The organism is Candidatus Endolissoclinum faulkneri L2, from assembly GCF_000319385.1.
Taxonomy (GTDB): domain Bacteria; phylum Pseudomonadota; class Alphaproteobacteria; order Thalassobaculales; family Thalassobaculaceae; genus Thalassobaculum; species Thalassobaculum faulkneri.
Genome location: NC_019566.1, coordinates 1,233,778 through 1,247,828 on the forward strand (window position 1 = coordinate 1,233,778; position 14,051 = coordinate 1,247,828).

Annotated in this window: 4 protein-coding genes and 2 tRNA genes; 3 read left to right on the forward strand and 3 right to left on the reverse strand. The window is 33.0% G+C overall.

What is annotated here, in order from left to right:
• Positions 1-410: 410 nt before the first annotated feature.
• Positions 411-1,616: a pyridoxal phosphate-dependent aminotransferase gene (locus A1OE_RS03595; RefSeq protein ID WP_015089036.1), complete on the forward strand. Its 1,206-nt coding sequence runs from the start codon at positions 411-413 to the stop codon at positions 1,614-1,616.
• 1,974 nt (positions 1,617-3,590) lie between these two features.
• Here the strand turns inward: A1OE_RS03595 and mfd are convergent.
• Entirely contained in the window at positions 3,591-7,094 is a 3,504-nt protein-coding gene (gene mfd, locus A1OE_RS03600) for a transcription-repair coupling factor (RefSeq protein WP_015089040.1), read from the reverse strand.
• Between the two features lie 1,380 nt (positions 7,095-8,474).
• Here mfd and A1OE_RS03605 point away from each other — a divergent pair.
• Positions 8,475-8,549, forward strand: a tRNA-Arg gene (locus A1OE_RS03605).
• Between the two features lie 1,479 nt (positions 8,550-10,028).
• Here the strand turns inward: A1OE_RS03605 and guaB are convergent.
• Both guaB and A1OE_RS03615 read right to left on the reverse strand, forming a co-directional pair.
• Positions 10,029-11,489, reverse strand: a complete 1,461-nt coding sequence (gene guaB, locus A1OE_RS03610; RefSeq protein ID WP_015089045.1) for an IMP dehydrogenase — start codon at positions 11,487-11,489, stop codon at positions 10,029-10,031.
• 162 nt (positions 11,490-11,651) lie between these two features.
• On the reverse strand, positions 11,652-12,371 hold the full coding sequence (locus A1OE_RS03615) for an RlmE family RNA methyltransferase (protein ID WP_015089046.1): 720 nt from the start codon (positions 12,369-12,371) through the stop codon (positions 11,652-11,654).
• Positions 12,372-12,919: 548 nt separating this feature from the next.
• Here A1OE_RS03615 and A1OE_RS03620 point away from each other — a divergent pair.
• Positions 12,920-12,993, forward strand: a tRNA-Gln gene (locus A1OE_RS03620).
• The last annotated feature ends 1,058 nt before the right edge of the window (positions 12,994-14,051 follow it).

The following is a 14,051-nucleotide window of genomic DNA, read 5'->3' on the forward strand; positions in this document are numbered from 1 at the left end:
TACTAATATGTAAACTAATTGGTATATTAAATCAATTCAACCTGAATAAACATGAAAAGAATTGCGCATTTGTCCAAGTAAATGAAATATATCAAAAATATAGTAAATTATTCTTTAAGTTATTTTTATATTTTTGTGTGCTATACTAATATAAATCTAGTTTGTAAAATTATCCATAGTGCAACATGAAGAAACATGGTTTTGTGATAAGCAATAACACGAGTGCATAAAAAGTTTTATGCATCACAGGTATTATCTGTATGTCCTAATTTGATTAATCTGCAGCATTATTATACTTTTGTAATCTGCATCCTAAAATGGCATTCTGAGCAATTTTATCTTAAATAACTATAAACTATTTTGCTTTCCGGATTAAACTTGCCTGTACGCAGACTAGAGGGAGTTTTGAAATGAGTATTCTTGCTAAGCGCGTTAGCCGATTGAAGCCATCTCCAACAATCGCTGTTAATAACAAGGTGATAGAATTAAAAGCTGCTGGCTATGATATCATTAGTTTAGGCGCTGGTGAGCCTGATTTTGATACTCCTCAACACATCCGTCAAGCAGCGAAAGCAGCAATAGATAAAGGATTAACCCGATACACCAATGTTGGAGGAACAATAGAGCTGAAAGAAGCTATTTCTTTGAAATTCAAAAATAACAACTCTTTGAATTATGCTTGTAATCAGATAGTTGCAGCAAATGGATGTAAACAAGTATTATATAATGCCTTCGCAGCAACCTTAGAACCGGGCGATAAGGTTATTATACCATCACCTTATTGGGTTAGTTACCCAGATATGGTAATTCTAGCTGATGGTGAACCAATTTTTATTAATTGTCCACAAGAAAAAGGATTTAAGCTACAGCCAGAAGATCTCGAGCAAGCTATTACCCCAAAGACTAAATGGTTAATACTAAATTCCCCCTCTAATCCAACCGGTGCTGGCTACACATATGCGGAAATGAGAAATATAACTAATGTACTTATGCAGCATCCACATATTCACATTATCACTGATGACATTTACGAGCATATAGTCTATGATGGATTTAAGTTTTACACTCCGGTCCAAGTAGAACCTGGTATATACGATCGTACATTAACGATTAATGGTATGTCCAAAGCGTATTGTATGACCGGTTGGCGTATTGGATACGCAGGTGGGCCTGTAAATTTAATTAAAGCGATGACCGATATCCAATCGCAATCAACCTCAAACCCTTGTTCAATCAGTCAAGCGGCCTCTGTTGCTGGTTTAATGGGAGACCATAACTTCATCGCTGAAAACAATAAGATATTTAGAAAACGACGTGATTTAGTTGTTTCTATGCTAAATCAAGCAGACGGCATTGAATGTACTGTGCCGGAAGGAGCATTTTACGCTTATCCTTCTATAAAAGGCTGCATAGGTAGCACCGCACCAAGCGGTAAAAAAATTAATAACGATGATGACTTTGTCAGCGCACTATTAGATAGCGAAGGTGTAGCTACAGTACAAGGTTGCGTATTTGGTATGAGCCCGTATTTTCGAATTTCTTATGCTACTTCTACAGTACTCCTGAAAGAAGCTTGTAGTCGTATACAAAGATTTTGTGCCTCATTAAAAAGATAATTACTTGAATCTATAGTAAAAAAGAATATCCTCATTAAGTAGCATGAAATATTAATTATATCATCACAAGCATCTTTAGCAAAGATGCTATAATTTAATCTTTTTTTTATATTGTTTTTTTTGATTTATGCTTTAAAACAAATTTTATTATTTATCATTAGTTCGTTAATGTTTTAATCATTGTCTAGATTTACTATGCGAGTGGTAACTCTGTTTATTATGAAATTTTAAATATTTTTAATATAATTAAAATAATTGTAAGAATTTATTTCAAGTTTTTTTTCTAATGCTAGTAAGTAGCAATGTATCTATTTTATAAAAAATGTTTATTAAAAATAAACTGTAAAGATTACATTGAAAAAATTAACTGCTGTAATTTTTCTAAGATGAAAACTATAGGTTTAAATATCAGCAATTTTTTAAGTTTACCAAATAATATTACCATATAATAGGTAAAAGTAGATTGCTATTTTTTACACCCGTAATTTGCTAGCATAGTTATTAGTATAAGCATAACATGTTATGCTTATACTGTCAAAAAATAAAAACCTACTGGATAGGTTGTCAATGTTGAAAAGTAAGCGCTCATTACTTATCTGCTTATCAATTATCTTATAGCAGAACTTTCTTAAATCTTACTTTGATAAGTATACAACAAAGAGATTTTTATTTAAAATAAGTATATAATTAATAAATGTGCATATTCGTGCTATTTCGTAGCATTTACTAATAAATCAATGACTAATTATAAATAATACTTTAAGAATTTGATAACACCTTCAATAATACATAATATTACTGATACTTTATTTTTAATTTAAAGTTTAATAATAGGAATATGCTTATATTGTATTAAATAAAATATCAGTAATATTAGAATAAGACATATAATAAATTATGTTTTTATTATCTTAACTAGACGATTTATTTTTACATTAATTTTTATTTGCCATTAAGATTATCATTTCATAATATGATCTTATTTAGCTACGTTAAGTTTTAAACAAAAGAAAATAATTCCTTACTCCATCAATAAATAGCAGCAATATTCTACATATAATTAATTTCTGTATTATTTACAGCTTATAATAAAATAAGCTGTATTGATTGCTTTTTCTAATAAAAATATTTTATGTTTATGTCTAATTATTGATTACCTATAGCGCTATTAACTAGTTTTAGTTGTAATCTAATTCAAAATTATTAGCTGCTGTAAGCGATAATATAATAACTGTAAACTGACTTAAAGTGCTAAAGTTAAAAAGTCAAACGCTAAATAACTGCTAAATTTAATTTCAGAATGAAATTTTACTGGTTAACTTTTAGTAGTCGATTATATATTCTTACAATAAGATAATGTTCACTCTGCAGCCAATTAATAAATTAAATTTTAAACTAACTCAATAATCTAATAATAATTCATAGAACATTTGTACGATTTGTTGTTTTCTCTAGGAATTTTTTTTGGATAGATCAGAAATCTATCAAATTTAAACAAAAATTGCTTTATATGCTTTACCTGGATATTCGCTAATCGTAATCAGCCCAAGGCAAAGTGGATTGTATAATATCCAAACTTTAATATGAATTTGAAAAAATTTAGGATTTTTATTAATCAATTTATATTATATTTTGACAAATATAGCTAGAAAACGCAAGTAACCTTTATAAAATTCACGATGTTTAATTGTTAAAAAACACGTGGATATTGTCCTACCTAGTAAAAATAAAGTATCATAAGCAAGCAGAAGCTTTCTTAATAAGAATACCAATAGTTTAGATTAGAAAATTTTCATTAGAAAAATTTATTACAATAATAAAGACCTTCCTCTTCTAAATCTAACATTATTTTTTATATCTGTAACAAAGTTATTATTTTATTTAATGAAATAATAAAACAGATTTTCTATTAGAAAATTAATATTTGACGTAAGAGAAGTAAATATTTGATACGTTGGCGATAAATAAAAAATGTCAAACGACTACAGCCGCTAATTTCTTCATCAAACCTATCAACCCACGCAATAACTTATCTGAATCATTCCAAGTACAACGGTAAATCATTCTATGATCAGGGCGGAACTGCACAAAGTCTGCCTGCTGCTGCATAAAAGTTATCAGTTTGTCTGGGTAAGCAAAGCTATTATTGCGGAAAGCAATAATAGCCCCTTTGGACCCTGCATCTATCTTCTCAACACCAGCTACCCGACATAATAATTTAATTGTCATAATTTTTAATAGATTATCCACTTCTACTGGAAGAGGTCCAAATCGGTCAACTAGTTCAACTATAAAACCATCAATTTCCTCCTGATTAATTAACATAGCGATACGACGATATAAACTCATACGCATCGAAATGTTAGATATATAAGTGGGAGGAATTAGCACTGGCATATTAATAGTTATTTGAGGTGTCCAAGATGTATCATTTTTTGTCTTTATATGATCACCGGCTCTAGCCACTTCTACCGCTTCACGAAGCATCTCATGATAGAGCTCAATACCTACTTCTTTAACCTGACCCGATTGCTGATCACCCAAAAGATTACCAGCACCGCGGATTTCAATATCATGACTAGCTAAAGACAAGCATGCGCCAAGATTATTAAAAGTTTGCAAGACCTCTAACCGGCGCTTAGCAGCTGGTGGTAACAGTTTAGTTGGATGAGTAGTTAAATATGCATAAGCTTGGGCTTTGGATCGTCCCACTCGTCCACGTAGCTGATAAAGCTGAGCTAGACCGAACATATCAGATCGATGAATGATGATTGTATTAGCTGCTGGAATATCCAAACCGCTTTCCAAAATGTTTGTAGAAATTAGTACATCGTAATTACCATCGATAAATGAAGTAATTACATCCTCTAAATCGTTTGATGCCATCCGACCATGCGCCACACCTATACGAAGGTCCAAAATTAGCTTCAACAACTGCTCATGTACATGAACAAGATCATCTATACGCGGGCAAACATAGAATGTTTGCCCGCCACGATGACGCTCACGTAACAAAGCATCCCGAACAACCATTCCATCGTATGGGATAACAAATGTCTGCACTGCTAACCTATCTACTGGTGGAGTTGTAATTAAACTCATCTCGCGCAAACCAGAAAGTGCCATTTGCGTGGTACGTGGAATCGGTGTTGCGGTCATGGTAAGAACATGTACGGCATTGCGCATATCTTTTAGAAGCTCTTTTTGACTAACACCAAAATGCTGCTCTTCGTCGATGATAACAAGACCAAGATTGTCAAAATGATTATGATTTGACAATAGTGCATGAGTACCCACCACGATATTGATGTTTCCATTGCGCAAACCATCACGAACATCATTAGCTTCCTTAGTCGAAATAAGGCGAGAAATTTGAGCAACTTTAATAGGAAAACCTTCAAATCTATTAACAAAACTAACGTAATGCTGGCGGCAAAGCAAAGTTGTAGGAACCACTACCGCCACCTGATATCCTTGACCAGTTGCCACAAAAGCAGCCCGCAAGGCAACTTCTGTCTTACCAAACCCCACATCTCCGCAAATCAACCTATCCATCGGCCGCGATGATTCCATATCAGCCAATACATCATCGATTGCCTTAAGTTGATCTTCTGTCTCAATAAAAGGAAATCTGCTACAAAACTTATCATAATTTGCAACCGGCAAACACAACGGCTGTGTTTTACGCAGCTCTCTGTTAGCAGCAATATTAATCAGCTTTTCTGCCATATCAAATAACCGCTTTTTTACCTTAGCTTTACGAGACCGCCAACTAAGCCCTCCAAGCTTATCAAGCTGAACCTTGAACTCATGATCTCCGTAGCGAGACAAAACATCAATATTTTCAACTAAAACAAAAAGCTTATCGCCGCCAAGATATTCAAGGCACAGTACATCATGAAGCGCGTCATTGATTTCCAAAGTTTCCAGGCCAAGGTAACGACCAATACCATGTTCATAGTGAACGACATAATCACCTTCCGTTAATGCTGAAATCTCACGCAGTAAATGTTTTCCTCGGCGCTTTCCCAACTTAGACTGGCGTAACAAACGTTGGCCAAAAATTTCACACTCAGAAACAATAGTTAATTTACCACGTCGATAACCATGCTTGAGCGGGAGCACAACTGTCGCAACCGTTGCAATAGGTAGAGCAAGAACTGCTTGTAGATTAGCCACTAAATCAACATTATCAATGCTATGATCGTGAAACAAACGAGCAATTAGTTCGCAAGAGCTCTTGCTATAAGCAGCTATGACTACTCGGCGCCCCTGACTATTCTCATCCATTACTGCGTGACGTACCGCATCATATACTGCAGAACCACCAAGTGCTCGCGCTTCTGCTAGGCTAATACCAGACCTAGCACCAAGATCAATAACACTATCTGCAGAAGAAGGTATAGCAAAAGGTGTAAAAATGCCCACAACTCGAGTAGACATTAGTAAATCCCATTCATCCGGCATCAAATACATTGCACATGGATCAAGCGGACGGTATCTGTTATCAGCCTCTGTATCGCTACAATGCAACATTTGCATACGAGTATTATGATATTCAGTTATTTGCTCAAACCTATTATTAATAGACTTTTCTACTTGATATCCCAGAGTAATCGGAGCATCGCCAACATAATCAAGCACAGTACTAATGGTTTGATAAAAAAGTGGCAACCAATGCTCCATCCCGCTATAGAACCTTCCAGCTGAAATTGATTCATAAACAGGATCGTCTATAACTTCTGCACCAAATAGGGAGCGATAGCTAGAGCGAAAACGTTGTATAGTAACAGCATTAAGTTGCACCTCTCTAGCCGGTAAAAACAATATGTCCTTACGATTATTAATAGTACGCTGAGATATAGGATCAAAGCATCTAATCTCTTCCAGAGTATCACCGAAAAAATCAAGTCGCACCGGCCATGCTGTTCCTGTAGGAAATACATCGATCGTTCCGCCATGCACTGCGTATTCACCACATTCTTGCACCATATCAGAGCGGTAATAACCATTGCTTACAAAAAAATCAGTTATTTTTGCCAACGAAATTATCTGACCAACCTTTAGTGCCATTGTGGAATCAATAAAAAAACTTTTAGGCGGAACTCGCTGCAAAACAGCATTCACAGTAGTAATTACTAATGCAGGCTTTGCGCTAAGCTTACGCAAGGCAAGCATAGACAGTGTTTCGATACGCTGGCCCATGATTTCTTTATTGGGTGAAAATCGATCATAAGGCAGACAATCCCAAGGAGGTAATTGCATTACCTGCAACTCTGGATCGAAAAAAGCAACAGCCCTCTTTAGTTCATTGCTCACTGTATCATCACAAGTCACATGTAAAAGTAGCCCATGAGATCTAGCTAAGAAGGAGATTGCCTCGGCCTCTACTCCTTCCGGGGCTGAGGCAATGGCCACGCGCCCAACGTCGATCGGAAAATTAGCAAACAACTGGTTGAAGTTGCCAACCATGTTCATTATCCGGTCCTTCTATTTAAGATAATATCAGTTCAAGTAGCGTAGGATATTCCACAAGATGATCTTTGAATATGTGGGACAAATATTAAAATTTAATCTTTTATAGTAAAGTTATTCTAGTCGCTGAAACAATGCATAAAATTATTAAAACTATATTTTGTATATATTTATTTAGTACAAACTATGCTACTGTTAATACTTAATAGTGCTAATATAGCGATAGAATAATTGTTAATTATCGTCATTATTTAAAATAGCTTAGCTAGATTACTATTATTTCCAATATCATAACACATGCCATCCAGTATAATAGCTACTTTTATATTTATATAGATTATCTGTATGAATAAAAGTATAATACGAACTCTGCATAGATTATATAACAGATAATAAAGCATAGATATAAATATATTACCTAAGCCTACCTTAGCAGAAAATAGAAATATTATCGCTGATAATCTTAACAAAAGTTTTGACAAGAACATAGATTGAATCTATAACTTGCATTATACAAATGTAGCTTTACTAAGTTCGTTTTTTTACTTTTCGACAAAATACGCTAATTATAGTTTATTCTCTAAGGTTACATCCTACAATATGAATTTCAAGCATAAAAACTATCCGTTATTTATCCTGATTATTGAGCTTTTGTAAAGCTAAATTATGTATATTTTAGCTCAAAAAAAAACAACAATATTATTCCTAGTCGCCGACTATTAGCAAAAGCGGTTATAGTTATAGTTGACCAAATACGCAATTCCAGTAATTAACTAGGACGCAGAGATTGTGTAGTTTACTTAACAATAATTTAACAAAAAAGATTAGTAAGATACTAAGATTATTAGCATGCAAAAACTGATTGTTTTCCTACAACGTAATGTGCGTGCACATCTAAAATATAAACTTGACATTATTGCAATACTATTCTTTCTTGTAGAAAGCGATCCTGTTTATCTTGAATGAATTTAATACACAAGGAATTGACTAATGCAGAAAGTAGATTAATTATTTGAGTTTATCGTTATCTCAGCTTAACAACAGCTAAACTGTATATTAGCCTTGGTTTTGTTGGGAGCAATAAATATGTACTTCTTTCCATAATGAAGAATACATTATGCTTCTTTAGTTCATAAATGAACTTAGCATTTCTCAAAAAGAAAAATAAAATAAACAATAGTCTAGCTAATATAATTCGTTAATTATAGCTGTTATAAACATAGCTCGGTAAGTTGGCTATTTCATACTTAAAGTCAATGTTGATTTTTATCCATATTATCTTGATTAATATCATTAATCAGTCAATCGCTTATTTAGAGTAAACTTTTTTTAAGTAAATGAGTACTGCATAATTTAATTATGCAGTACTATGGCTGTGAGTTTGCACCCGTAGCTCAACTTGGATAGAGTACTGCCCTCCGAAGGCAGGGGTTACAGGTTCGAATCCTGTCGGGTGCCCAATACTATTTGTATTATTATTTTTGATATAAAATTTCAATTGAAATTAAGTAATCGATGAGGAAATATAAGAAATCCTTAGATAAAGTATCTTTACTGCTTCAGTTTTAATTAATAAAATTAATCATTAGCCCGCAGATGTTAAAAATTGATAGGCAACTTTGGCTTTTATATCTAAATCTATAGATACAATAATTGATTAATTTAAATCTAAAGAAAATTATTATATATAATCATGGAAACATATAAAATAGAAAAATTTAAACTAATTGATTGGTTGTATGTTTATATTATTTTTTAATAATTTTATTTTCCCAGTAAGCAAGTACTTATCAATTTTTACTGTAAAACAACTGATTTAATTGTATAACTTACACTATTTTGTTGCATTAATAATGCAAAGAATATTAATTACTAATTAATGCATTAATTTAATAACATGATGACTAAGATTTTTACTGTATCTAATTAAATCTTTGCTTTAAGCTGTAGCAGCACTGCTAAATTTTCTTGATTCTAGCAAAGAAAGCTTTTTAAAAGCCATTTAGTGTTACTTTAGTGCTATTTAGTTAATAAAATAGAGTTTTAGTATAACTATTGAGTAAAATATTATTTAATTTACAGCAATTTCTCAATGTTAAAATTGTAATTTTTAGTATCTTTATCAACTATTAGCAGTCAAACCATAGTTAATATACATTAACTGCTTGTATAAATCTTAAAGATGCTTTTTCCCTCATTAACTGCTAGTAAAGCTTCTAGCAATCACATCAACAAAACGTAATTAATTAACAATTAATCATCCCAAGTGATACACAGCATTATATATTACAGCATTTATAAAAGCACAAATAAATAAACCTAAACTTTAATTATAAACCTTATAAAACCCTTAAACTAATTAAAATAGTGCTTAAAACAATGTAAAATAGCAAAAATTTATTATTTATAAATTTTGTTTAATTATTCACAAGACTTCAGTATATGAACCAAAGGTTTTAACAAACGAATAATGATAATCAAACTCAACATTTACATTAAGATTTATTACCATTAGTTGAAATATTTTCAATAATATTTACCAAAAATTGTTTTTAGCATAAGTAACTATAGTAATAAAATCTACAATATTTCATAAAAGGATAGCAGTAATATAGATCTACAGAAACACCGGAAAAAGCAGTTCGATTAGCCAATGAATAATGAATAGTAAAAAATATTCCAGTGTAATTAAGAGTACATTTACAATAGCCAAGCTTAACTATATTAACTTTAACTCAATTAATCGCATTAATTAAGAGTATGAAAACAATAAACAATAGTTAACTAAATGCGGAGGTAGTCGAGTACATTTCAAAAAGTATGCAATTCTCTAGCCGTTCAACTGCCTTAAACAAACTTAGGGTTGATTATTATTATGTGCTATCTTATCATTATTGAGTCAGATATTTTGTTGCTCCAACACTACTATAAAAGCTATTATATATCAGGTAAATAGTTTGGCGCTTCACGAGTTATAGTAACATTATGTACATGACTCTCTTTCAATCCGGCATTGGAAATTCTAAGAAATTTAGCATTATTTTGAAGTTCTTTAATAGATATACAACCGGTATAGCCCATAGCAGCTTGTAGACCACCTACAAGCTGCTGCACTAAAGCTCCGGCAGGGCCTTTATAAGGAACTTGTCCTTCAATACCTTCTGGGACTAATTTTAACGTGTTACTAACATCTTCTTGAAAATATCGATCGGCAGAACCTCGGGCCATAGCCCCCATTGAGCCCATACCCCTATATGCTTTATATGAACGCCCTTGATATAAATAAACTTCTCCAGGACTTTCATCAGTACCAGCTAACAACGATCCAACCATACCGCAGTCTGCACCAGCAGCAATCGCTTTAGCCAAATCCCCAGAATATTTAATTCCACCATCAGAGATACATGGAACGCCAGCCTCATGACAGACTTTGGAAACGTCTAAAATAGCAGTAAGCTGTGGCACACCAACACCTGCAACTACACGCGTGGTGCAGATTGATCCGGGGCCTATTCCGATCTTTATCCCATCCGCCCCAGCGTTAATCAAGGACCTTGCGCCGTCCGCGGTAGCAACATTGCCAGCTATAATCTGGGTATAATTAGTCAACTTGCGGATTTCCTGTACTGCATTCATTACATAATCGCTATGGCCATGGGCAGTATCAATGACAATGATATCCACCTCTGCATCAATTAGAGCTTCAGCTCGAGCGATTCCATCATTACCTACACCAGTTGCTGCAGCTACGCGCAAACGAGCTTTTTCGTCTTTGGCAGCATTCGGATGACTCTGCGCTTTCTCCATATCCTTGACGGTAATCAAACCGATACAACGATTTTCTCCGTCAATCACCAACAATTTTTCGATGCGGTTCTTATGAAGCAAAGCACGAGCTTCCTCTGCTTTCACATCTTTACCGACTGTAATAACATGCTTAGTCATCAGCTCATTAATGGGTTGATTATCATTAGTAGCGAATCGAACATCGCGGTGGGTAAGGATGCCAACCAGTTTACCGCTGCTCTTTTGTACAACAGGTATGCCATTAATTCCATATCGCTTCATTAATTCCATCGCTTCGGCCAGAACCGCTTCCGGATGTATAGTAACTGGATTAATGACCATACCGGCCTCAAATTTCTTAACCGCTCGTACTTCATTAGCCTGGGAAGTAATATCTAAGTTCTTATGCACAACACCAATTCCACCTGCTTGAGCCATGACTATGGCAATACGAGATTCAGTCACAGTATCCATTGCACTGGACAGTAAAGGAATACCAATTTCAATACTGCGAGTTACATAGGTACTAGTCTTGACCTTAGCTGGTAAAACATTAGAACGAGCTGGCTCTAAAAGAACGTCATCAAAAGTCAGCGCATCACGAATATCCATTATACCTCCATTCGGATTAATATCGGCGCTATGCATAATGTAGTAATTAAAAAAACCAATTGACATAGTCATAGCAAATAATAGCGTCTAGATGCATGCTAAGTTTAAGCCGAATTGTACAAACCTTTTACTTTCTTTAAAGAATCATACAATGAATATTTCTCAAAGAAGACGACGATAGCCAGTCGCGACCACATAAGTTTCGGCAGAATTAGTTCTGCTCGCCTGAGGCTTAAAATGACGTACTTGTCGAAATTTTTGACGTAATAGAGTCAGTAAATCGTGATCGCTTCCGCCAAGAAGAATCTTGGTAACAAACACACCGTTATTCGATAATACTTCAATGGCAAAGCCAAGAGCAAGCTCAGCTAGTAGCATAATACGAATATGGTCGGTTCTTTTATGACCAGTGAAAGAAGGCGCTAAGTCAGATAACACCACATTCGCAGGACCGCTCAGCTTTGAGCTCAGCAAATCCATGCCAGAGGCTTGACTAAAATCACCCAACAATAATTCTGCAAACGGAATAGGATCAAGCGGTACCATATCAATACCAACAATTTGGCCGTTGTGTGAAGCACCAATTCTTTGAATCACAATTTGAGTCCATCCACCAGGTGCACAACCTAGGTCTACAACTCGCTGACCATTACTCAAGATTTTAAATTTATCATCGATTTCCATTAGCTTAAAAGCAGCGCGTGATCGATATCCCAGTCGTTTTGCATTGATAACATACGGATCTTTTAGCTGACGGCAAAGCCAGCGCTGAGAAGAAACAGAACGACTATTAGTACGTCTTATCATGTATTTAGCCTGTCTGCTGTCAGATTTTCTCTGGTAGCTAATTAAACATTGTTCTGCTTTTCGTCGCCAATTCACTTTAATAAACTCTCACAAAGCATAGTGCGCTTTGCCATCAATTTAAATTAGACACCTTAACAGCATTCAATATTTAATAACTTTCACATTACTTTATTTTTTGTTAAAAACCACTATCTAATTAATTATTAAATTATTGGATCAATGTAGCTGTATCGGCAATAATAAGCAAAATAATTCTTTGAATTTTAAATTTATCTAAATTTTACCTATCATTGTATCACGTCATCAGAAAATTATTGTCTAAAAGTACATAATTTATGTACTTTTAGACAACTAAATCCATAAAATATCTTCCCAAAGACTTTGGGATAATTTGTAATCCATCTACGCTCATAATGTCAGATAAGTTAATTATTAAACTAAACGAGTAAGAGGCGATTCTCATTCAAATTCATTACCAACAAACAAGTATACTTATTAAAAAAGTAATATAATTTCATTTGTTATTACAAGTATAATGATAATACTATAGTTTGATTATTAATAATGTACTATTGTTTATTGTTTTAGTATATAATTCATTACATAATTTATTGTAGCCAAACTGGGGGATCGTCTAGCGGTAGGACTACGGACTCTGAATTCGTCAACCCTGGTTCGAATCCAGGTCCCCCAGCCAGTTTATTTAAAAGAAAATATTCACTTTCGTTATTAAGAGCGAATAAAATAATTAACTTATCAATTTTAAAGTTAAAAAAATGCTCGTTAATAATCATCAAAATCTGAAGCAATTAGCAAACTTAACTAGTAAAACGTAAAATATCTGAACTACAATGAAACTGATGTGTTTTATATTAAACTTATGTTTTTAAAAAAATTTAAACATGTCAATTTATCTATCCTAATACAATGATAGAAATAATTAAAGCTAGATTTGTATATATCTAATTATAAAATAAACTATTAATACCTTGAGCTATTTCTTATTCAAGTTTATTTCTTTTGCTTAATAGACTAAACTGTCAAAATTCAAAATGACTTAGGTCAGCAAAATAATAAAGTATCAGCATCATAGTATGCTATAAATACTAGGTTACAAATATGTTACTTTTGGTACAAAATTTAAAAAATTAATTTTGATCATGATTAAAAAAAAATCACATAACTATTGCAATTTAATACGAGAATTAAAAGCTAACAAAATAGCTATACATTAAATAATGATAATTGCTAGATAGTATTTTTCATAAAAGCTATATACCCAATCTACAGTATTAAATAAATTACCTTATGCTATATTCTCAATATAGATAACCTGAATGCGATCATCTTTATTGTCATATAAATTGCTTAGATCATAGTAATAATTTATTTATATACAATAGTAAAACTTAATACTTTTTTCATTAGTTCAAAAATAATATTTTTAATTTAAATAATGGTATATTGATAATATACGTTTTTATCTATCAAATTACCGAAATCTTTTACAATAAGATTAACGATTAATGGAATATATGGATTGTTTTCTTGCTTAAAAAATGCTAATTAGTGAATTAGCAATATTAATTGCCTATGGTTTAAATGTATAATCTTGCTTTGTGAGGTAAACGAATTGCTAACTTTTATTTTGTATATTATTCTTACAAATCAGTACTTTCCTAACCTATGGCTATATATGCATAGGTAGTTTTTTTTGACACATTCTTGAGCACATGACATTAAGCGTTAAATTGA

Excerpts from the sequence above, each read along its gene's own strand:
- A1OE_RS03595 (WP_015089036.1), top strand. The coding sequence starts at position 411 with ATGAGTATTCTTGCTAAGCGCGTTAGCCGATTGAAGCCATCTCCAACA.
- guaB (WP_015089045.1), bottom strand. The coding sequence starts at position 11,489 with ATGGATATTCGTGATGCGCTGACTTTTGATGACGTTCTTTTAGAGCCA.
- mfd (WP_015089040.1), bottom strand. The coding sequence starts at position 7,094 with ATGAACATGGTTGGCAACTTCAACCAGTTGTTTGCTAATTTTCCGATC.